11 protein-coding genes and 1 pseudogene are annotated in these 24856 nt (G+C 45.9%); 1 reads left to right on the top strand and 11 read right to left on the bottom strand.

Going from position 1 to position 24856, the window contains the following annotated elements; genetic code table 11:
- Nucleotides 1–46: 46 nt before the first annotated feature.
- The 6 genes from HF638_RS28310 to nikA form a co-directional block, all read right to left on the bottom strand.
- Complete coding sequence (locus HF638_RS28310) at nucleotides 47–1552, bottom strand: malate:quinone oxidoreductase (protein WP_169483218.1); 1506 nt, start codon at nucleotides 1550–1552, stop codon at nucleotides 47–49.
- A 378-nt stretch (nucleotides 1553–1930) separates the two neighbouring features.
- Entirely contained in the window at nucleotides 1931–2899 is a 969-nt protein-coding gene (locus tag HF638_RS28305; protein ID WP_211175832.1) for an ABC transporter ATP-binding protein, read from the bottom strand.
- Nucleotides 2896–3696 carry an ABC transporter ATP-binding protein gene (locus tag HF638_RS28300; protein WP_169483217.1) on the bottom strand — a complete coding sequence of 267 codons (801 nt, stop codon included), beginning with the start codon at nucleotides 3694–3696 and terminating at the stop codon, nucleotides 2896–2898. Before HF638_RS28300 ends, HF638_RS28305 begins: the two co-directional genes overlap by 4 nt.
- Complete coding sequence (gene nikC, locus HF638_RS28295) at nucleotides 3693–4547, bottom strand: nickel transporter permease (protein ID WP_211175831.1); 855 nt, start codon at nucleotides 4545–4547, stop codon at nucleotides 3693–3695. Before nikC ends, HF638_RS28300 begins: the two co-directional genes overlap by 4 nt.
- A complete protein-coding gene (gene nikB, locus HF638_RS28290) occupies nucleotides 4544–5491 on the bottom strand; it encodes a nickel ABC transporter permease (RefSeq protein WP_062836581.1) in 948 nt (315 codons plus the stop codon). The genes nikC and nikB overlap by 4 nt, the downstream gene beginning before the upstream one ends.
- Entirely contained in the window at nucleotides 5491–7041 is a 1551-nt protein-coding gene (gene nikA, locus HF638_RS28285; RefSeq protein ID WP_169483216.1) for a nickel ABC transporter substrate-binding protein, read from the bottom strand. Before nikA ends, nikB begins: the two co-directional genes overlap by 1 nt.
- A 319-nt stretch (nucleotides 7042–7360) precedes the next feature.
- Between nikA and HF638_RS28280 the strand changes: the two genes are divergently transcribed.
- Nucleotides 7361–17206 (top strand): S-layer homology domain-containing protein, encoded by a 9846-nt coding sequence (locus HF638_RS28280; RefSeq protein ID WP_169483215.1) that lies wholly within the window; start codon nucleotides 7361–7363, stop codon nucleotides 17204–17206.
- A gap of 69 nt (nucleotides 17207–17275) precedes the next feature.
- Here HF638_RS28280 and HF638_RS28275 read toward each other — a convergent pair whose 3' ends face one another.
- From HF638_RS28275 to HF638_RS28470, 5 genes and pseudogenes are all read right to left on the bottom strand, one after another.
- On the bottom strand, nucleotides 17276–21583 hold the full coding sequence (locus HF638_RS28275; RefSeq protein ID WP_169483214.1) for a LuxR C-terminal-related transcriptional regulator: 4308 nt from the start codon (nucleotides 21581–21583) through the stop codon (nucleotides 17276–17278).
- Nucleotides 21584–21836: 253 nt separating this feature from the next.
- Nucleotides 21837–22244, bottom strand: coding sequence for a contact-dependent growth inhibition system immunity protein (locus HF638_RS28270; RefSeq protein WP_169483213.1), 408 nt, complete (start codon nucleotides 22242–22244; stop codon nucleotides 21837–21839).
- Nucleotides 22245–22344: 100 nt separating this feature from the next.
- Nucleotides 22345–22842, bottom strand: a complete 498-nt coding sequence (locus HF638_RS28265; protein WP_169483212.1) for a hypothetical protein — start codon at nucleotides 22840–22842, stop codon at nucleotides 22345–22347.
- Between the two features lie 42 nt (nucleotides 22843–22884).
- Nucleotides 22885–24336: a WXG100 family type VII secretion target gene (locus HF638_RS28260; protein ID WP_169483211.1), complete on the bottom strand. Its 1452-nt coding sequence runs from the start codon at nucleotides 24334–24336 to the stop codon at nucleotides 22885–22887.
- Nucleotides 24337–24571: 235 nt separating this feature from the next.
- Nucleotides 24572–24856: pseudogene (locus tag HF638_RS28470) on the bottom strand (hypothetical protein); the annotation flags it as partial.

Raw genomic sequence — 24856 nt, 5'->3', positions numbered from 1 at the left:
TCTCTTTGTGGTCTTAATCATTATTAACACGGATTAGATTAAATCGTTATACGTGCAGGACATGTTTTTCATCCGATAATCCCAGCGCCTTGGCTGTTGAAGAATGAACCTCTTTGAGAAGATCCAAGTTCTCCACAAGGGATATGCCGTAGGAAGGAATCATTTCCTTAATCTTCGGCTCCCATGCCTCCATATGCTGCGGGAAGCACCGCTGAAGAATCTCAAGCATGACCTGAACGGCAGTGGATGCACCCGGTGATGCACCTAACAGAGCCGCAATCGTTCCATCTGCAGACGTGACCACTTCCGTACCAAATTGCAACGTTCCCTTGCCACCTTGGACGGTATCCTTGATCACCTGCACACGCTGCCCCGCCAGAACCATATCCCAATCCTCGCTCTTCGCACCCGGAACAAAGTCACGCAATTCAGCCATGCGTTGTTCTTTGGATAACATCAGTTGTTGGATCAGATATTTGGTCAAAGAAATTTCTTTGACACCTGCCGCGAGCATCGTAAGCAGATTATGCATCTTAACAGACGTAATTAAGTCGGCATTGGAACCCGTCTTCAGGAACTTCGGCGAGAACCCGGCAAACGGTCCGAATAGCAGCGACTTCTTATTGTCGATAAAACGAGTATCCAGATGCGGAACGGACATCGGCGGAGCCCCTACCGAAGCTTTGCCATATACTTTGGCGTGATGCTGTTCCACGACTTTTTGATTTTTGCACACCATAAAGATCCCACTGACCGGGAATCCGCCGATATGTTTACCTTCCGGAATGCCCGTCTTCTGGAGCAAATGCAGACTTCCGCCGCCCGCGCCGATGAAGACGAATTTCGCCTTATGGCGTTCGACTGCACCACTCTTCAGGTTTTTCACGGATAATTCCCATTGTCCATCGCTGGTACGTTTCATATTCTTCACGCTATGTTGGTAGTGGACGCCCACGTGTTGTTCCTTCAAATGTTTGATCAGCATACGCGTTAAAGCACCAAAGTTAACGTCCGTACCGGAGTCAATCTTGGTTGCTGCAACAGGTTCATTACTTGTACGATCTTTCATCATCAGCGGCATCCATTTCGCCAGCTCTTTCTTGTTATCCGAGAATTCCATGCCTGCGAACAGCGGGTGATTCGATAAGGAGTCATAACGTCTTTTCAAAAACTGGACATTGCTCTCTCCGTGCACATAACTCAAATGAGGAATCGGCATAATGAAATCCCGCGGATTACGAATCAGACGGCTATTGACGAGATAGGACCAAAATTGCTTTGAGATCTGAAATTGTTCATTCACTTTAATCGCTTTGCTAATATCTACGGTTCCGTCTGGTCGTTCAACGGTATAGTTAAGTTCGCACAATGCAGCATGCCCGGTTCCGGCATTATTCCATTCGTTGGAGCTTTCCTCTCCTGCAGTGGCTAGCTTTTCAAAAACCTTAATATTCCAGTCTGGTGCCAATTCTTTTAGCAAAGTTCCCAAAGTTGCACTCATAATTCCGGCACCAATCAAGATAACATCTGTACTCGTTTGTCCCTGGCTCATGTCTACCGTCCTTATATCCTATATTTGCCAAAAGGATGTAAGCGTTATCGATTTGGCATTTGCAGCAAGCCCATTCTTGAACGGGATCGCACCTTCTCTGAATGATTATAACCTTGATCTAGTGTATCAATAATATAGAGCAATTTAAATATGCAATTTCAAGATATTTGCTATTCCATCAGTATACGCTAGTTTACATCGGAACGTTAGCCCGGTTATAGGCCTGAAAGATATATTTGTTCAAAGCAAAGAAAGGAGCCCGGTTTTAGTAGGACTTGGGTGAACAAATGGATGCGCTAAAAGCCGCTCTCGAATCTCTTCGTAAGGCGGCTTCATATATAAAGTAACGATTACCACGCCCAGCGTTTCCGGGAGTACTCAGAAAATTGAAATCAGTTCCTTCGTATACGGATGGCGTTCTTCAGCGAACAACGCATCTGCGCCAAAGCGGTCAACGATCTGACCTTCCCGCATGACGATGATGCGCTGGCTCATGCGATGTACCGCGGCCAAATCATGCGAGATGAACACGTATGAAAGACCCAGCGATGTCCGCAGATCGGTGAGCAACTGCAAAACTGCTCCTTGCGAGATCACGTCCAGGCTGGCCGTCGGTTCATCCAGAACGACAACGTCCGGTTCAATGCCAATAGCACGTGCAATCGTGACGCGCTGACGCTGTCCACCACTTAGCTCATGGGGGTATCGTCCAGCCAAATCGCTTGGAAGCTCGACTGCTTCAAGCAGCTTTTGGACGTACGCATCCTTCGATGTGTAGGTAAAGTGGGACAGCTCGGCGTTCCGTCCAAGTTGTTCGTACGGATCGATTAGCGAATCGGCAATCTTGAGCTTGGGATTCAGTGCTGCCATTGGGTTCTGGAATACAATCTGAATCTTGCGGCGATGAGGTCGCAAACGTCGGCCGCTCAGCCGCGCGATATCCTGTCCGCTTAATGTAATCGAGCCCTTATCCGCATCTTCGATCCGTAGCAGACAGCGGGCGAGCGTACTCTTGCCGCAGCCGCTCTCGCCAACCAGGCCAAGACACTCGCCACGGTTCAGGGCGAACGAAATATCGTTCACAGCCGGTCGGTCTGCACCTGCATACGTTCGGCTCAGATGTTCCACGTGAAGCACAGGGTCGCCGGAGATGCTGAACGATGAAGCATTGCCTGTACCCGTGGTATCAATATCTGCATCTGTATCCGCATGGTCTGTATCTGTAGTAGTTATGACTGTATTGTCTATGTCTGCTTGGTTTATGTCGTTAGCAAAGTCGTGACTTCGCACACCGGATTCTTCGGACTTCACGAGTCCAGAGCGTTCATCATTTTCGGTCATCTTCATTCCGTTCCTGCCTCCTTCAACCCCGACTTCAGCGAGCGACTCAGGACGGGAGCCGCATCAATCAACTGGCGAGTATATTCATGCTGGGGATGGTCAAGAATGCGATGTTTCCCGCCAGATTCGACGATCTGTCCTTCCTTCATGACAGCCAAACGGTTGGCATAGCGGCGTACATGGCGCCAGTCATGCGTGATAAACAGAATCGCACAGCCTGTCTCCGCTTGCTTGCTTGCCAGCAACTCCAATACGCGATGTCCGGATACACTATCGAGTGCCGTCGTTGCCTCATCTGCAATCAATAGACGAGGAGATAGCATCAGCGATGTGGCAATTGAGGCCCGCTGAAGCTGTCCACCGCTCAATTGGAACGGATAGCGGCGCAGCAATTCAGCGCCAAGGCCAACCGATTCCAGCGCTTCCTCAGCTCGTTTCTTGCGGATAGCAGAAGACTTTTCCCCATGTACCTTCTGGTACTCATCAAAGTGCCCACCAATACTGCGAAATGGCGTAAATGCTCCCTGGTAGTCTTGAAAAATATATGAGATGCGGCTTCCCCGCAGGGCGCGCATCTCCTTTGGCTTCCGTTCGAGCAGGTTGCTGCCCTCGAACATGACTCGCCCCGACGCATGCAGGTTGGGCGGCAGCAGACGACCAATGGCTTGCGAGAGCAAGCTTTTGCCACTACCGCTCTGTCCAACCAATGCCATGAACTCACCTTCACGAACAGCCAGCGAGACTTGATCTACAATCGTACGATCCCGACTGGAGATACTCAGTTCCTCAATGGAGAGAATCATGGCTGCACCTCTTTCTTCACGTCAAACCGGTCTCTCAGATAGTCGCCCAGCATGTTGGCAAGCAGCACTACCGAGACAATGGCAAGACCCGGATAGATCATCAGCTCTGGCCGAGACTGGAAGTAAGGCCGCGAGTCGTTCAGCATCGCACCCCATTCAGGTGTTGGTGGCTGTGCGCCAAGGCCGATGTAGGACAACGAAGAGATGAGCAGGATGATTTTGCCCAGATCAAGACTCGCCAGCACGAGCACATGGCCTGCGATATGTGGAAGCAGATGCTTTCTCATGATACGACCGTCCGAAAGTCCGTTGGTACGGGCAATCCGAATGTAATCTTTTTGTGACTCTGATAAAACCGTACTCCGAACGAGACGCGCATAGCTGACCCACTTTACGATCACAATCGCCAATACCAAATTACCGATTCCCGCGCCGAGCAGGCCGCTGAGCACAATCGCCACGATGGTATCAGGGAATGCAAGAAAGGCATCGGCAATCCGCATGAACAGCTTATCAACCCAGCCACGTTTGTATCCCGCGATCAAACCAAACGGAATGCCGATCAGCAGTGCAGCACCGAGTGCTAGCAAGCTATACCCCAGTGTTTGGCCGCCGCCAAGCAGCAGACGTGTCAGTACATCGCGACCCAGATGGTCGGTGCCGAACGGATGGAGAGCACTTGCGCCCTGCAATCGTCCGCGCAGATCGGTTAAAGTATGATCATGTTTCAAGTATAAAAAGGCATATAAGGAAGCCCCGATGACCAGCAGTGCAAACAGCAGACCAACGATCGCCTGCCAGCTATGTTTTTTAGATTTTGTAGGTGGAATGGGCAGGGAAGTGGTTTTCATCGGTGGGCCTCCTTTTCCTTGAGTTTCATTTCAGGATTCAAATAACGATAAGATAGATCAACCGCCGTATTCACGAGGAATACCACGATAGCCATGATCAGGATGTAACCCTGGATCAGTGGATAATCACGCTGGCGGATGGCATCAACGACAAGCTTGCCAATACCCGGATACGCGAACAACACTTCAATCACAACAACTCCACCAATCAGGCTGCCGAGGCTTACGCCGAATACCGTAATGACAGGCGGCAGACTGTGCCGAAACGCGTGTAGCATGAAGATCCGTCCTTCGGATAACCCTCTTGCCCGGGCGGACCGAACGAACTCCTGACTTAGTGAATCTAGCAGGCTGGAACGCAAAAGACGCACATAGACGCTGGAGATGGCAAGTCCCAGCGTCAGAGATGGCAGAATAAGTGATGTGAATCCATCCCGGCCCATGGTCGGCAGATTGCCGAAGCGTACGCCGAACATGTCGATCAGGATCAGACCCAGCCAGAAGCTTGGCACCGCCGCACCCACAATGGAGAGCATCCGGCTTCCCCGGTCAATCCAACTGCCACGATGGAGCGCTGACAGCGAGCCGAGCGGGATCGCTATGACGAGCATGACCAGTAGAGCGCCTATCGTCAGTTCAGCCGTAGCCGGCAGCGCACGCATCAGGGTCTGCATGACGGGCTGGCCTGTCGAATACGATACACCGAAGTCGAGCCGAACAAAATCGAGCAACCAGTTGCCAAACTGGACAGGAAGCGAATCATTGAAGCCCATTTCCTCGCGTACAGCTTCGACCTGCTCCTGACTGACAGACAGTTCGTCTACGTTCAGGATCGTCAGCACCGGATCACCCGGAGCCAGACGAATGAACAGGAAGCTCACAAACATAATGAACAACAGAAAGATAAATACCTCAAGGAACTTCCGAAGCAAAATGCGAAACATTACATCACATCCAGCTTATTGGTAATCATGTAATATTCACTGCGAGTGGTAACCCAATTCTTGATCTTCTTGCCGTTATAGGCAACGATCGTACCTGGATGCAGCACGAATGAATTCAGCACGTTGTCATGCACGTAGTTGGCTGCCTTCTCGGCAAGCTCTGCGCGCTTCTCCGGTTCAACCGTGAGATTCAGTTCGTCGATGATCTTGGTCAGTTCCGGATCTTCCGATCCACTGAAGTTAAGAGCACCTTTCGGATGGTATGTTGCATTCAAGTAATAACCAGCATCCCCTCGAGGAGCCGTCAAATTACTGTACGTTGCAATATCCCAGTCGCGGTTGGATGCCATATAATCTTCTGGCGTGTCAATCTGGCGAATCTGCACGTCGATACCAATTTTCTTCGCATCAGATTGGAACACTTGAGCAATCAGCGGCAGATCGGCACGGGCTGAATATGTCAGCAGCGTCAGCTGCAACGGTTTGCCATCCTTGGTCATCACGCCGTTTTGCTGCGTGTACCCTGCTTCGTTGAGATATTTTACAGCGACATCAGCTCCGGATTCCGTTGCTGTATCCGTATAGGTTGGTGCGAATGGCAGCGATGGCAGGAACGGCCCGATGGCTGCTTCGCCATAGCCGAGCAGGATCGTGTCCACGATACCCTGACGGTCAATCAGCGCGTCCAGCGCACGACGAACATTAAGGTCCTTCATACTCTCCCGCTGCATGTTCATCGTTAGTTGATGCACGCGGAACGTCGATGTAGATTCAACGGTCATGCCGTCCATCGCTTTGAGCGATTCGAGGCTTTCGACTTCCGGACGGTATACGATATCTACCTGCCCAGATTTGAGCGCTAGTGTACGGGCATTGGCATCTTCATTGAATGAGAACGTGATGGAATCCAGAGGCGATGCTCCGTCCCAATATTCATCATAGCGATCCAGTTGCAGCTTGCTGCCTGGGGTAAAAGAGGTCAGCTTGAACGGGCCCGTACCAATCGGCTTGTTCACAATGTCCGGCTCACTCACGTCGATAATCGCCGTGTTGGGGTTCACCAGCTCGGAAGCGAACTCCGGGAACGGTTGAGTTGTGGTAATTTCCAGCTTGTCGCCCTCGGCTTCAATCGTATCGATCTTCAGCGCGTTCTGGATGGCTACATTCTCTTCCAGTGCCCGCTCAAGGGATGCCTTAACGGATTCGCCCGTCATCGGCTTGCCGTTCTGGAAGGTCACATCATCTCGCAGATCGATCGTCCAATGCTGTCCGTCTTCGCTCTCCCAGCTCTCGGCGAGCCATGGAGCAACCGTCAGGTTCTCTTCATCGAGACGAACCAGCGTTTCCGTAATGCCCGCACGCAGCGGCACATAGCTGGAATCCACATGTGGATCTAGCGAACTGGTGGAGAAGTTATATAGGAAGTGAAGATTTTTATTATCGGTGGATGGTTGCGCAGCGGGACTGGACTCAGATGATCCGCAGGCGCTCAACAGTCCAGCACTCAAGGCCAAGGAGACCAGCGCTAGCAGTGGCGTCTTTTTATTCAAGGTAATGCCCCTCTCTCTTAATCGTAATCATTATGATCTAAACAATGAGTATTATCATATCGTAATGATTACGTTTTGACAAGAGTTATATGTCACTCTTAGGGTTTTACTAATTATAATAATTCTTTTAACAACGACAATAAATAATTCCATACGCCCTGTATGTGATAAATTTTATATCTTTTCTACCAAGTACTACTTTTGTGGGATTCCAATTGTAACTTCCTGCACTATAATCGCTAAGGATTAAGCAGATGTATGGAGTAATTATTACAGAAATGCACCTTAGATGCATTTCACATCAATGAGGAGGAGAATCATGCGGGTTTGGATTCGATGTAAAAAAGTAGTAGCTATCGTGCTTGTTCTAGTTATGTTATCTACTTCCTGGATGCCAACGTTTGCTGCGGCAAGCGAAATCGTTGGTTCATCAGGAATAGAACAAAACCAATTGCCAGAGAGTGAGCTTATGCGTTTACTGACTGAAAGTTATGGCGCAGAGCAAGCTCCAGTTGTACTGGACACGTTGCAGAAGTTAGGTCTGATTGACAGTAAGGGTGGAATTGTCCAGGTACCGATTCTATTTAACGGCAAATCCTATACTTTGGAGGAAATTAAGACTTTGCTAGCCGACCCTGCAACGGATCTTACCCAAGTTGCCGAGGTAGATGGACAATCTATTACTTTAGAGTCTCTTCAAAAAATCATTGCCATTGAAACGCAACTCGCTGAATTGGCGAAACTGCAGGATACGTCTGATGTCCAAATTTCAGAGGAGCATCTGGACAATCTGGAGGCCTTATTTGAGCAATCGAGCACGGAGGGATTACTTACTGTGCCTGATGCTGTGAATTCGGAAGCCATTACTCCGCAGGCAGTGACCCTGGCAAAAACGGCCGGAGATACATATGACGATGAAGTATATGCGACGGTGACGAATATTGAGCTTAATATTGGAAATGGCTCAAATGCATCCAATGTCCCTTCCCCAAGTACTTACGGCACATTTTATGTGACCTTCCAGTTGAACAAGGCGTTGGATAAGGAGGCTTCGTTTGCTTATGAAATGATTGGAGGCTCTCAAGGGGGGCTTGTGGAACTGGTCGATGGACAGAAAGCAGTATATCAAGGCGGGGGATACATCTACGAAGACGTGGTCAATGCGCAAGCGAAGTCTGGCATGACGGATGGACCGCTAACGCGCTATGTTACTGATACAACTTCGGGTGTGGTCACCTTTGCGCCGAATATAACAACAGCAACCTTGGCAATATCCAAAAGCGCGGAAGAGCTATACTTAATGACTAAATTTTCCGGCTTTACACCAGATGGACTTACAGAGAAAGCGTTGGCCAGAGAGGTTATGCTGAACTACTTCTGGAGCAATTTTGCCAGAGGAGACTATTTGCATTTCCATCAGTTTAAGAATTTGGATGGAATTCAGTTTTCAGCAAATCTGGCAATCACGTCATATTATGACAATGATCGTACGTTTACCAGCCTCTATACGTATTCGGATGGACCACGCAGTACAAGAATCCAGAATCGCTATTATTACCCTTTTGTTCATACCTATGAGGGAGGTGCCTATCTTGCTTTTACGAATTATCGCAATCCTACGGGCTCTCCAAGCTCGATTCCCTACGGAGCCAAAGGCTTTGAAGGCAAATTGAATATATTCAAGTTAACGGATATTTTTCAGAAGTCAGATACTCCTGATATTTTAGAAGTACAAGCGAAACCAGGAATTTATTCAACCGGACAGATTGTTCCGATGATTGCCAAATTTAATCGTCCGATGGCGCTGGGGATGTTATCTAATTCTAATTTGTCCAAAATGGATAATCAGTACCAGGCTGGATTTACCCAAGGCCCTGTGCTACAGCTTGCAAATGGAGACGTTGCTATGCCCGAATTGTTAGGGGATACCGCCAGCAGTAATTATTTTATGACTCATTACACCGGCGATTTCAGTATTAAAAGCGGCATTCGCGGGCCGATGTATGTGAATCAAGGCTCGATGTCACCTGTGTTGGGCTTCAATGCGGTTGTGAAGAAGGGCAGCACGTCAGATGATCTGAAGGTGCTGAGTGCACATCGAATGATTGATGGGTATGTGCATGACAGAAATTATACCGATCAGAAGGTTAGTGCCTCTGACTATTCGCAAAATACACTGTCGGATATCGCGTGGAACAAGGATTTCAGCAATCAACCTAACATAACTGTTGTTCCTGCTCGTGCCGATGCCTTTGCATCTCTGAAAACGGACAAAACCGAATATAACGTAGGAGATACGATTACCTTTACCATTGAGCTTGATCCGACGAATGGAGCGAGCGATTGGGTCATTAATGGCGCAATGACTGCCGAGGAATTGAATAAAAGGCTGCGTCTGTCCATCGGAGATAAAGCGCAAGGGCTGGTAACCAGTCTGGACTGGAAGAAGGGCGAAGACGGTCTGGCTCTGGACCCGCCAGTGCTGGAGGGAAAAGTACCTGTCACTCAAGACACATTGGATCTTGTGGCCCATGCTAATACGTCTACAGGATCGCTTCGAGCTAAGATTTACTACAACCAGGATAAGAATAATACTGATGCTATTGAGAATTTCATTATGCTTCAAGACAAATTTGCTCCGTTCCAGGTTGCGAATGTGAAATATATCATGCCTGGAGATTTGCAAATCGAGTACCCTAACTCTTGGCCTTCTGGCGAGGAACATGTGGTATCTCTAATTGATACGGATGCAACGCAATTGAAATTTACTTATCCGAAGGATGCGACATATATATCCGCAGATCAATTTGAATGGAGAAGCAACGACGATACAATAGCAACTATTCTCGCTGACGGAACAATTGTACCCAAGCAGTCAGGAACGGTAACCTTTACTCTCGTTGCCAAAAATAATGGCTCACTGCCGCAAGAGACCTCTATAGATACTGTTCCGATTGAGATCACGGCAGATGGGGTACCTTCCGTTGTCATACCGACTTTTGCTAACCAGGTGAAGACCCAGCAAAATCGGGATGCCACCATCCTTTGGATAACGAACGTGATGGACAAGTATAAGGAACAGGCTACTTCAGGACAGACACCGAAAGTAGCAAACTTCACTGTCGAGCTGTATGCAGGGAATTGGTCCATGCAGGATATGCAGGGGAAAAATCCACTGCAAACTTGGACAGCACCTGAGACATCCGCATTGATTAATGCGACTTCCTTTCAGATTCCAGGAAGCCTGCTCAGTCAAATTTCAACATCATCTGAACCAAGCTATACGGTTAAGGTCAGTACCGAGAACCCTGACCCGTCCAAGCAAGGGAAGCTTCTGTCGGCAGTAGCTTATATTATTGTGACATCACCCGCAGCTAGCGTTACGCTAGATAAGAGTATGGGGCAATTTATTACGGATGATCAAGGTGTACTGCCGCTAAGCTGGACCCTGACTAATTTTGACCCGCTTAATAAGGGAGACTTTGAATTTCAGGTGACCAAGAACGGACAACTTCTTCCAGATAGCGTCATTACGTTTGATGCTGGGAAGGGTACGTTTGATCAATCCGGCATATCCGAGACAGGAGGAAGTTACAATCTCTCTATCGGGCAGGTGACGGATGCTAATCGCGCGAAGGATGTTTATGCCATTACCATAAAGGCAAAGAACAGTCTGGATTCGACATGGTCTTATGATTCCTTGTACCTGCAAGTATATAAAAAAGGAGCATTCGACATCCAAATAGATGGACAAAAGCAAAGCGCCTATACCATGAGTAATATACCAGCTATTCAGGCGATGAACAGCGAGCAGATTTTGGCGCTCAAGCGCAAAATCAACTTGGCCCATACGATCGGGATCAACCATAAGGATTTTTCTGATTTGGGTGCCATTACAGACCAATTTGCCTGGAACTCTGAAGACAACCAGGTGGCAGGCGTGTTCTATCAATCCGGGAAAGATATCGACGATATAACGAATTTCTCAAACAGCTCTTATCAACCCAAGCAACAGTTAACACTTGGAGGCGTAGGCGATGGAGATACGACGATTACGGCCAAGCATGTTAACACAGGTATAGAAGCCAAGCTTGATCTGGAAGTCCAGACTTTAAAGGATAAGCTATATTTGTTCCAACTTTATCCTAAGACCGCCTCGGAGATTGCATATACAGACAAGGCAGGCGTCGAGAAGAAGGTAATCACGAATGCAGATGGAGAACTGGCTTTATATGATGAAAAAGGAATCGGGAGTGATGTTTATATTACTTCTTCCTTCAATAACACGACCTATACCGGCGTGATGAGTCAGGCGTCCCTCAAAAGCCAGGAGGGCAGTACCAAAACGATGGATCTGTACCCGGTCAATATCCTTCAACTTCGTCAGTTGTCCAAGGTTGAAGTGTTCTTCAAGCAACCGGATGGTCAGCCTTATACCGGAAAGGTCACTTATTATGGTGGGGTGTACAAAAACGGATTCTTTGCTGAGAAGACAGAAATCGGCGGGGAAGGTAGAACAGAAACGTTGGGTGCTGACGGCCGTCTGGAAGTTATTTTTGACACCACAGATTTCTATTCTGCTGAAGCGGGAGAAAGTAATGCAGCCGGACTATCTGCCAAAGATCAACTGGAATTTCTCATTGAAGCTCATTTTGAAGGAGATCGTTACTATCCACAGTTGTATAGTCTGAATGGCGATACAAGCCCGGTTGACATGGTTGCCGTGGGATCAAAAATTTCTCGTTTGAAGGACAATGAGAGCGGCAAGCCAGCTTTGTTTACGGTTAATCAGTACGTAGAAAGTGATTTGTACAAAAATCGCAGTTATATTACGGATTACAAAGGAAGATTTGGACCGAGCACCAACAATTCTTCGATTAATCTGGTTACCGAATTTTTATGGTGGGGCCAACAGGTTGATGAACAGGCGTCTGCAACCTTGCAGAATGAATTAGGTACCACCACACAGGGGCAATCTTACCAGACGTTTCAATATCCATTTTCGAAATGGTACACAACAAAGCATGTTCAGTTGTTAAACAAAGATACGATATGGCTGGACAAAGGGAAATCAGGGTCTACTTCTTTCAAAGTGTATGACAAGCCCGATCATTTCGTACAGAGCATGACGACATCGGCTACACTTGTCAACATGATCGGTGTTCAGGAAGCGACAGCAGCAGAGATGAAGGCCAAGCTGCGAGGCATCAAGCAGGAGATGACGGGAGCCAACGGACTCTTCAAAGGTCCGAGCAACAATGATAAGGTCACTCTCGAAACACTGGCGCTACTCTCCAAACTGAAGATGAATGTGGGCCCATTATCGATGACTGTTGTGCCAACAGATGACCCAACGGTATTTAGAACCTTTATTCAAGTCAATCAAGGTGACTTGACTTCAATTGATAAGGAAGGCTTTGCCATCAACACCATGAAAACGGGGTCAAAAGACTTCACACCAGGCTTGGGTGATATTAAGAGCTTCCTTCAGCCTTCTTATGTAGATCAGCAGAAGGCAACCGCGAACAAAAGTCGGTCTGGTCACGGCGGAACAGATACGGATTTCAGTTTCGGCGGGTACTATATCGGCGAGATCAAATTCAATACAAAGACAGGTAAGTGGGAAAACACACTACTCGCGGGCGGATTCCATGCGGGCGGAGAATTTTCATACAGCCAATCCTGGAATATGACAGTGGGTCCTGTTCCCGTCACTTTTTCACTGACTGTAGGCGGTGGTGGCGAAGTTAAATTTGCTACAAGTGTACTGTTTGATGAGCTTCCTGATCTTGACTGGAGCGATTCTACTCAAGATAGCGTCAATGACTATCTGACTTCACTGCGGGTATATGCTTACATTGAAGCGTTTGGAGGAATTGGCTTCGACTTTTCCATTATCGCTGCCAAGATCGGTGTGTTCGGAAAGATCACTGTCGAAAATACGAGCACCTGGCTGAATCGTAACTATTTGGCAAACGGAAATGACCGGGTCCTGTATGGTAACAAGCTCGCTCTTGAGAGTATTGTCGGTGTACGCGTGGTCCTTAAATTTCTATTTATCTCCTTCAGTCATGATTTTGCCTCCTTGCGGTACAGCCATTCTTGGATGTTCAACCACTGGAAGGACATTCAGGAATATTGGGAAGAGAATAGCATACAGCCCCTGACTGCAGCCAACCTGGAGTTTGCTACCTTCGCATACATGAAATCAATTGGCGAAGAACCTATGCAGGTAATTGAATCGCAAACATTAGAGAATCGAGATTATTTAAATGAATACCAGCGAGCATGGAATGCTTCAGGGCAGAGGCCTAGCGCACTCAGAGCAAATTCCTCACTGCAGGCTGGTAGCCTGACCGCAGGAGCAGCCGCTCCACAAGTAATGCAAAGCAATGCTTATCCGTATTCCAATCCAGAGACAGGAGCGGATGGCACGATTGCGGTCTATTTATCCGATGGAGGTAGTGCCAAGGTTGAAGATACGGTCGCTTCCTGGATGTTGAACAATGGAAATGGATACACAGATCAAGGCCCAATTGCAACCGATGTTCCAAAGGGTTATGGAGATACCAATCTGCATGTTGCCGGAGAAGGAAATTTGATTGCTGCAACATGGGTAAGGCAGAATCAGACACTGAATAAAAAAGCAGGTGCTGAGGTAACCAATGAGGAAATCATGTTGATGAACAACAGTGCTGAGGTCATGGTCTCCATCTACGATGGAGGTAAGTGGACGACTTATCCTTTGACAAATAATCAGACACCAGACGTAGCTCCTGTGGTTGCCGTAAACCAGGGTAAGGTGCTCGTTGCATATCGAAGCGTTATTGCAGGCAACGTTAATAATCCGCTCGATTTTACGCAATCTGACCAGATTGTATATACGGTATATGATTCTACCACACAGACCTGGAGCGACACGGAGACTGTATATAATGGTACTCAAGGCCTTGTTACGGGATTGTCCAGTGAAATGCTAAGTGACGGACGAGCGGCTGTAGTATATACCTTGAATCAAGACAGCAACCAGATTGTGTATGCTGTCATTGATACGGACAAGGATGTTTCGGCGGCTGCAACAACCTGGAGAACCAAGGGTGTCATTAAAAACTTGCAAGTTACAGAGGATCAGAATGCAAATGAGAATCCAAAGCTTACAAGTGCCCGCTTCCAGAATGGAGAAGAAAAATTCATTCTAGGATGGTACACACTGGCTACAGACCAGGATAATCTGACCAGTTCGAATATCAGGTTAGTTGCCTTCGACGGAAATGGTGAGGTAGATCCAGACTTTGTAGATAGCTTGTCTGCCATTAAGGGTGCAAGTGAAGCAAGAATTGATCCTAACTTTACCTTTGTTCGTAATGCCAATGCAGACAAAACGATAGACAAACTTTCAATCATATGGAAGACGTCAGAAATGGACGTTGACGATACCATTCTTACAACGCGAGACGCCATTAAAGCGGTCAAATTCGGCGAGGATCATGACGGCTTATACGTCTCCGGTGTGCTATCACTTGGAACGCTTCCCGACTATACAGAGGTAGATAACATTAGTGCTAACTATGTGCAGTCTGGACAGGATTATCATATTAAGGCTCTTATACTTGGAACCACTTATACAACGGATACACAGACTGTCGGGGCGATTCAGCCAAAATCTACTGCTGATGTTGGCGAAGAGATCCCTGTCCATATATCCAAAACGATTAGTGCGATGTACACGCTGAGTGCATCTTATCAGAATGGCTTCGATGCCAGTAATATCGTATATAACCCGGAAGAGATCATTCCTGGATTTGATTTACCGATACAGTTCAATGTAGTGAATTCGGGGATGAGTAGAATTGAAAAAGTGGATCTGGAAGTTGGTGGCCAAACAACGACACATGATCAATTATCTCAGGCGCCAAATGTAACCCAATCCTATATTGCAACCTACAACGTTCCAAACCAAATTAAGGATGAACAATACACGGTGAATGTACGATTCACCGATGGAACACAGTTGTCTACTTCGGGCACTGTAACGCTTGCCATCCCGGACGTAGGTATTTCCGAAGTCAAGATGCTGAAGGAAGAGAATGGGCACCGCATGTTGTCTATTCCAATGTATAACCAATCCAATTCCAGTTTGGCTGGCAAGGGATATAAGGTGCGATATGGATTATATGCGGATGGCAATATGGATGAAAGTCGCTTGATTGGCAGCATTCAAGAGATCACCGATGATGCATCCTTACAATTGATGGATCAAGGTGGATTCGCATCCAGCTATGATTTTAATGTCAAAAGCTATTTAAAAACATTGGGCAAGGATGAAATCCCGGATACAGGGCTGAATGTATTTGTGCATGCATCGGTCGTTGATTCACAGGGAGCCACAGTCAAGGAGTTTGAAAGCTCCAATAACAGTGTGAAGATGTCTATAAAGAACCTCGCCGTTCAATATGCAAGTGATCCGGTTTTGCTGACGACAAGCTTAAGCAGTACGCAGACCGCTGCCAAAGCGTCCATTGTCATGCAAAATATGAACATGGCAACACTGGATTCAGGCAACGTGCTTGTTCATCTGTTGGATGGAGAGGGACGGATTGTGGAATCGAAATATCTGGTGAATGAGGCTTCCAAGCTTCTGGCCTTCGGCTCGGAAGAGATCAAGCGTGGAGAAATTAACTTTACAGCAACGGGAGAAGCGCTTCAGGCAGTATTCTTCCGTGAAAGCTCTGATAAACTGGATGCATCATTAAGTAGCGTTCAATTGCAGGGAGTTCCAATTACCTTTGACCCTGAAACCACCATGTATACATTGAATGCTACTGATTTGAAAGAAACGGAAATCAATGCTATTACGTCTAGCAAACAGGCTACCATTCAAATGACGGATACAGATGGTAAAATTTTAAATACGGGTGCTGGATATATTTCCATCCGTCAAGCGCTGGAGCGTTCAGTCAAAGGGGCTGTTTATCGCTTCCATCTAGTCGTTAAACCTGTCAGCCCATCTGGAAAACCGATGACTTATACCTTCCAGATCACGAACACGCAGACCGGAAAACCTGAGCTTGCCCTTCAGACGAAGGGAACAATGGTTGAGAAAGGAAAATATACCGGAGAGGTTGAACTAGGTTTATCCGCCTATGAGGTAGAAGGATTCGATCTGTCTAAAGCGGAGTATAAGGTGAATGACCAAAAATGGGTCACACTGGACTACGATGGTTCAAGTGAAAAGCATTTAGCCACTTTGTCAGAAGAAGGTGCCTATAAAGTGTCCGCTAAGGTACGGCTTCAATCGGGACAGGAGTATACACTGGACACAATTACACTGGAAATTGGAAAAGCGGATGGTTCGACACCAACTCCCTCACCAAATCCAAACCCGAATCCGACGCCAACACCTTCACCAGAGCAAGGTAATGGATTAGATAACGGTAGTGCAGGCTCGGAGGCAGGTGAGCCGAATCCTGCTCCAACTGATCCTGAGGCTCCCATTGCCACAGATCATCCGTTATTCAAGACCGATCTGATTGATGTAGAAGCTACCAAAGCAAGGCTCCTAACCAACTGGCAAGCGAATGCAACCGTTCAAAGCATCTATGCAGATACTCGCCAGCACTGGGCACAGAGCACGATCAGTCAATGGATTCGCTTGGGTGTCATTACAGGTTATCCTGACCAATCCTTTAAGCCTGATCGCTCTATAACCAGAGCGGAATTTGCGGCCTTGCTTACCCGGCTCTTCGTATTCAAAGATACAGATGGAACCGCAAGAACTACAACCGTCAGCTTTAAGGATGTAGATCGCCACTGGGCCCTGGATGCTATTGAGACGTTAGCTGAACGCGGAATCGTCAATGGCTACCAGGATGGAAGCTTTAAGCCCGACCATACCATCACACGCGAAGAAATGGTCGTAATGCTCATGCGTGTAGTCCAAACCGATGCCCTGCCTAAGGGGCAGCAGTTGAACTTTACGGATGAGCAGCAGATAGCCTCCTTTGCCAAGGAAGCCATGAATCTGGCAGTTCGGGCAGGTATTCTTGGAGGTTACCAAGGAATGTTACGTCCAAAGGGAGCGGCTTCTCGCGCAGAGACAAGTATCATGTTACTTCATCTACTTGAACTCGAACCCCAGTTGGCATTAATATTCCAGCAGGACTAACCCTATCACAGAGCATACAGAAGAAGCTGTCGAGACGAGACTCGGCAGCTTTTTTGCTATGACATCCTTTTATTGAATTAGGTTGAGCTGCTTAGCTCGGGCAACCGCCTGTCCTCTTCGCTTCACTTCCAACTTGCCGAAAATATTGGAGATATGAGTTTTTACAGTGTTCTCCTTTATACCCAACCGTTCAGCAATATTCTTATTCGACATCCCTTCCGATAATGCATCAAGGATCTCCAGTTCACGCTCTGTCAACGGTTCTGCAAGATCCTCGTGCGGTATTGGTATTGGAACGGACTCAGTTACGAATGTATGAATGCCTGTCTTATTATCTCGCTGGAGCATTTGCAAATAGGCAGCACGTGAAATCAGCAATTCGACAATGGATACATCACGTGCTGTGAATACATTGGCCAAGTAGCTGTTCTCCAAATACAACATCAGGTTTTCCCCAAATCCCGGGAAGGCTATAGGCATACACAGAACAGAATGAGGCAAATGGGTCTGATGATATTGATCTGTGGAAAAATGGCTCTGTACCGCATCAGGGAGAATGAACACTTCCTGCGTATTAGTTACATACCGCAGTACCTTCTCAGGGTAATTCTTTGGCACCGTGCTCCAGGAGGGGCTTGCTACCCGCTGAGGCTTGGTTTCATGCCAAAGAATGATCTGCCCATTGTCGGCCCCCGTTTGCCGAATAGCCAATTCAAGAAGCTCTTGTAATCCGTTGCCGGATGCTGGGAAATCCAACATCATCTGCTCCACTTGAAGATGCCCTTCGTAGGCAGACGATTGTGTTAAAGCAGCGGATGAGCCCTGCATAGCCAAATTATTTTGCTCCAGAGAGGGAGCCGATGCGATTGGAATGCTGGAGGCCCAAATGCCCACTCCCAATGTATGATTCCAGCGCTGCTGGGCTTGCCTGAGAAGACCCGCATATTTATTTTGAAGCTGAGGAATTTTAAAATCCATCCCCCATTCGGAATAGGCTGTGCACGCATCCATCACAATCAGAAGCTGTTGACGTGGGTCCTCCTCGCACAATAAGGCCATTCGCTCGTACATTATTCCCGCCAGCCAATCCTGCTTTTCAGCTTTAGCTTTTCGTGCCGCCTCCTGATAATGCAGGACTGCCTCTGCATGACGGCGCTTCAATTTGCTCCACTCTGCTCTCAACCACTCATGCACTGCAGAATCAAACCCGTAAATTCCACGCCATTTCCGGATGTGCCGAAGTCTTAGTTGAAGAGTCTGCCGTATCTTCTTTTCGGGCTGCTTGCCTTGCTCATACAACGAAAGAAGAACCAACAGTTCATACATTCGTTGCTTACGAATGCGAACCCAGTCATATGAAAACTCACTATGTCTGGCTCGTGCCGCCCACGTCAAGGCAAGATCATATTCCTCGAAGACATACGCTAGCTCCAACTTGCACATGCATTCATAGTTATCGTACTCCAGCTGATCTGCTCTTTCCTGAACAAGCAGAGCCTTTGTCATGTGACTGATATCAGGAGTCGTCTGCTTCAAGGCCGTCAGATACTCCGTGGTAATACTGTAAATATCTCTACTAACTTTACTGCTCATGGACAGCAAGTGCTTCTTGAAATAAAGAAGTTGTTCGTTTAAAGTATTTAGATTGTTCGTATTCGTAATAATGAGTGAGATCCAGACGAAATTCGAAAAATTAATATCTCCTAATTCGATACTTCGCCGCAGAGAAAGCGCTAAATACTCCGCTGTCTGTGCAGGTTGATCGGAGTGGCAAATAATTCCCTTCCAATAATCAGAACGGTGCTTCATGTAAGGCGTATCTGCAATCAAGTCATAGAGCTTTTCCAGTTTCGCAGCTCCTAGTAAATGAGAAGTATGAGGCAACGTTTTTTCCAATAGCAATCTGTAGTTCACTGTAATTTCAATAAAGCTTTGATTGTATCCTCTACTGAGCCCATAACGAATAAAGCGTGCCTGCAGATGAAATAGGCTTTGTCCGTTTTCTATTAGGAGCGGGAGCGAAAGTTGACTGATAATTAAACAAAGTTCAAGATAATCTGGCTCATGGCAAATGGATACTAGGGTCGCCTCGCCTCTTTTATGCAAAGCACGTTTGGTTCTGATGACTTCATAGGCTGTTCTCCAACCGGAAGGCTTGAGACTCACACTCCATTGATAATTCCCCAGAGCCTGATTACCGTATTCCAGCACTTTATGATTGTCTACAAATGCATAAATCTCCATTAAAAATGAATAGACCCGTGTGCGTTCAGAGACAGTCAGTGTGGCTTGCTCCTTCAATAGTTCGTTCAACAGTGCCTCTGCCAAAGCTGTCTCATTACACATATACAGTGAATAAGCATGGGTCATCTTAACATTAAACAGTAGAGAATGAACGGGTGAAGGATCCGTCGATTCGATGAACTCAATTACCTTTTCCGCGTAAAATCCACTTCTCTTATAATTTTTTAGATTATGCCAATATTGACTTGCGTGATAGTTGTTCTGGGCCAAGCGAACCTTCTGATTGGTGGACAGACATGCGGCGGCCAGGTTCCAATGCTCAATGACATTTTCATAGAATCGGGAGGTCTCTGGTTTAAATTGCTGCTCCAACCATAAGGCCAGCTTCAAATGTCGAAAGGCTCGCTGTTCAGGCTTGGTTTCATAGATAAGCTGTCTCAGTGGACCATGGATAAAGTGATACCGTTCATCTGCTTCATCAAGATCATACGGAGTCCGTGCAATATATCCTTCACTCTCCGCTTCATGCAGGAGCTGTTCTAGGTGGTACTTAGCCTCGATAATTAGAGGTGGTATCATGTTCTTCTCAAAACTGACCCCGATACTAGCCGCATACATCAGCAACTGCTGCATCGGTTCTGCCAGCAGCGAGAACTCTGATTGGAACGCCTCTTGATCGACATCCAATGGTTTGTTGAACAAAAGAAGCTCATCACTCCAAGTCCAGCAATCCTTATGATCATCAAATTTAATCTGCTGTAGCTCCAGCCATGATCTTATTTGAAGACTCATTTGCAAAAGGTTCCCCTTGGTCTGCTCGAACAAAATACGTGCCAGCCAATGAATACGGGAGGAATTCTCCTTCAGCAGAGATGACAAATACAAATAGACATCTTTATAGTGTAGCGGTAACAAGCTGATTGGGAGGATGTGAGTCATGGAATTTCCTCTGTCAGGCACCCAGACTTCATGGTTACTGATTGCCGTAATGACGAGCATGCCCTTCATCTGTTCTGGCTGTCTTCGAATAAGGTTAAGGAACTGAATTGTTTCTGTATCTGCCTGCTCTAGATGGTCAAAGAAGACAATCATTGGCCCTAATACTGTAGCAAATCCTTGCTGCAACACAAGGAAGACAGACTCCGGCTGTGGTGTATTCGAATTACCAGCGGTTGTTAATGGCTGTCTCTTGAATAATAAATTCAACTCTTTTGACAGAACATCGATCTCAGTCCTGTTTGGAAGATGTTGTTCTATGTATACCCTCATCTGTTCAATCGTATCGGAAGATTCGCCCCACAGCTGTACAAAGCATTGCTGAAGCATACGAATCACTGCTTGAAAAGGAACCTTGGGGACAGAGGGGGGTGTGAGGTCATCTGTAATGATGTTGATCCTATGATGTACTCTCTTGAGAAATTGCTGAATCAGCGACGTTTTTCCGCTCCCGGCTGCTCCGGTTACAATAACCATAGCACCCGCTTCCGAGTCAACTTGGCTTAGTGCGTCCTCAAGTCTGTTCAGTTCACTGGTCCTCGAATGAGCGATGTCCAGCCCAGAAAGTGCTTTGCGCAGATCCACTGCTCCCAGTTGCATATGAAAGGATTCATCCAGTTTCGACAGGTCCATGGATTGAAGTATTTTTAGGTCGTGCAATAAAGCATGAGCGCTTTGATAACGTTGATCCACATTTTTATTCAATAATTTAAGCAAAATGGCTTCAATAACTGGAGGACAATCTGTTTTGAGTTGTGTAATGGGGATAGGCGTATACGACAGATGAACCATCTCCCAATCCTCTGCATCCTGCACATAATAAGGAAGTTGTCCCGTAAATAGCTCATATAATATAACGCCCAGCGCGTAGAGATCGGAGCGGTGATCCGGAACAATATTAATGTGGCCGAATTGTTCAGGTGAATGATACATATTCTCATCCGTTATCGTATATATCCAGCTTGCCTTTTGCTGCCCTTCCTGAACATGGATTGCACCAGGGTGAAGACTGCCAAGAAAGGGAATCTCTTGATGCTCGGAATTCAGCATATCCGCCAGCATCACGGCGAACTCTAGAAATGGGGTCAACTGCATGCCCTGTTTTAATTTATAATTTTGCAAGGATATATCCTTCATGTCATCACCACTAATTGAAGTATGTAGTACTGTAGTTCTATAGTATAAAAGCATCAATCAACTAGCCTTATGACTTCAGAACGGTAGGGAGGTAGTAGCTTAACTTATCATACCTGATTTAGCCAGGGGTATAAAGAATAGCGTAGTTTATTCTTTTATAGCACCCCATCGTAATCAGCCGCCCAAAAACCACCTCTGGTATATCTAACACCCTCGTAGTACATCACTTGATCTCAATTTTATTTTCACAACTCTAAAGGCTAACCTTGTTCAGAAAACGTTCTAATAATTCAGCGTACTCTTCCTGATCTTCTTCATCAGCCCATTCGAACTGAGAAAGATTACTCTGGATAGTCTGGAGTAATTTTTTTAGTTCGAATACGTCTCTGAAATTATTCGTTTCAATAGAACAAAGAAGCTTCAACAGATGTCCATCATACATCTCCCCAGCAAGGGGATCTTCTGATAAAATTTCTATAGCCTTTTCTATACCAAGATCTATAAGCACATGTTGGCCCAACATTCTACTAACATCTTCTAAGTCAAGCTCACTCACTTTCTTATTTATAAGTCTATCGTACCAATGGTCCAAAGGTGAATCAGACTTATCAGTCTGAATATTTTGATCTATTGAATATATTTCTTTAATTAATTTATTCATTTATTTTGTTCAGCTCCTGCATTTAAAAAAGGCCTATCTACGATCTTATAGGACGCAGGTAGGCCGCTTCATTTAAAAATCGCCTCGAAGGGCAAGGAAGTTATTGATTCACCCAAGCTTTCAAGCCTTCTTCACTAATATCTATAGGTGCCTGTTTTGACATGTAGTCAGCGTTTGCCAAAGGGAATGCATAACCCCCAGCAATAATATCACCATGCCGTCTTCTAAGGGTTCCCCCTCTTTCAATCAGAAGAATTAGTGGTTCGTACAAATCATGGAATTTCAATGCAATCTCATTTTCAGTATCCTGCAAGTTTAACCACTCCAGATATGCTTCACACGTTCCTTTCATAAACGTATTTTTTAATCCTGCCAACTCAGGGCACTTTTCTGATATACCCAGATCACTATCAATTCCAATTGCATGAGAAGCTTTAAAAAAAGGATACGGTGTTTCTAGATCATATAATGTAATTAGCACTGCTGCCCGTCTTATATATTCTTGTATTAGCGCCATATGTGAAGGCTCGTCTACAGTACCAGATAGATTCCAGTCTATATTATTTATTCTCTCTATTCCTTTGGAAAAATAACTCATCATTGCCTCCACTGTTCCGAGTTTTTGTTTAGTATTTTGCGATTATTTAAATGGATCAAAGCCTTCAAATGTACCATACTCCGGTTGCTCAGGTGCCTTTCTATGTGCGCCATCATTCGGAGGTTGATCAGTATACGTTCTCTTATCATCTGACCATGACTCTATACGTCTGTACGGAATTCCCTCTCTCATTAATTTAGCTTCAGTAAGTTCATGATCGGCTAATTGTTTAAACCAATCCTTCTGGGCTTGATTGAGTTCTTTTTTCTGAGCTAATTGCCATGCATATGCTATTTCATCGTCAGGTGAGAAATGTTCTTTTTTGATCAGAATGCCTCCTGCTTTCGGAATTTCATGTTTCTCTAAAAATAAATGTTTCTTTAAATTTGTAATGTCTGAAAAATTTAAGCCAGTATTCTTAGCAACATCGGGAACATCCTCTAATTGCATGTTCCTGATTTTATCATATGATTTCATACCGTAATCTGAAATGCTATCTTCAAAGAGGATAAGTTCATCCAACTTGTTAAACGAAGAATTCGGCATGTCATCTTTATTGATTCTTACTACTTTATTATCATGTGTAACAATTTCAGAATAATTATCATATACAGTCACCTTTTTAGCATGTTTACGAATATCCTGTACATTATCTCCAGAGACTATTTTTCTTATCGCATTTTCAGTTTCAATGTTAGGTTTTCTTAATGCCTCTGTAGCTTTACCCTCTGTCTTACCATTCTTCGCCTTAGCAGCCTCAATATGCTGCTTAATCTTTGCCACAGCAGGATTAGAAGCAGGCAATCGATGAGGCCCTTTACCACCGGGCATACTCCCACGAACCATCTGAATCGCCATGAATATCTGACTAAACTTCAGAGAGGTCACCATCATCTGAGCATACTTATCTGATACAGGCTCTCCCGTCGTAGGATGAATCCCCATCTCAAAAGCCTTGATCTGTAATGCAAAAATATCTTCCCCAGGCGGTTCAACGTTCACAGCTTGCATGCGATTAAAGTCTAGATTTCCCTGATCCCTCTGATAAGCCTGAAGAGCAGCCTGATCCGCAACACCATTCTCGTTGACGGGCATCCATACCAATTTACCGAACATATTGATTTGCGCCATCCGATAGCCCTTATCACCCGAACCTGAATCACCTGATGATTTGGTCATCATAGCTGCGGCACCGACAGCTCCAATTGCACCACCCAGACTTACCTTCTGAGCATCTGCATCTTGGAAACGCGTGGCGATATCCTTCAATTCCTTCGATGTATTCACCATACTCTCCAGCGCTTTATCCAGTATAGGTCGTGACTGCTCGAACTCATAGTAAAATCGCTCCTGCGTCGCGCCCATCCACATCATCTGAACGAACATGATCTGTCTCGTCAGATCATTTCGTATACTCTCTAACTGTTGTCTAGCTTGATCCACCTGATTCGATACGTGATGTAGTTGTTCAGGGGTAACTTTGATTGTACTCATACGTTTCTCCGCTCATTCGAAATAGGATTATCCTATGTTAGCAGAAGTGTAATATGTAAACTATCCGGCTAACATCCTGATTTCACCATGATAAAAACACAAGCTGTGCTCTTCATCGGCACTATAGTCCTATATGCATACACATATGCCGTACACCTGTTACATTCCCCCACTCACTATCTAACTTTTGAACCTAAAATAGCCTCTGCATTTATGTGCAGAGGCTGGTTTCGTTCTATAAATATGAATATCCAAAGTCATGACTATAATCTGTTGTATCATTTCCTGTAATTGTAATCTCTTCTGCTACACTTTTAAATGCCTCCAGCATTCCTGTCGATAAGTTATTCCAATCTTTAAAATAAGGTTTTAGTAACTTTGTAGCAGCTTTATCATCATACTTAGTGAGAAAATCCCTAGTTGTATTCAATGAAATTATTAAGAGACGAATTGTAATATGAAGTGCGACACCTACTGGAAATAAATAAAAAATGGCCCATGGCCGGATTCGTGTAGAATG

Origin of the sequence: Paenibacillus sp. SZ31 (genome assembly GCF_012912005.1) — a bacterium.
Lineage (GTDB): Bacteria > Bacillota > Bacilli > Paenibacillales > Paenibacillaceae > Paenibacillus.
Note: the sequence above shows the minus strand (reverse complement) of the source record. Positions and strands in the feature narration are given on the sequence as shown.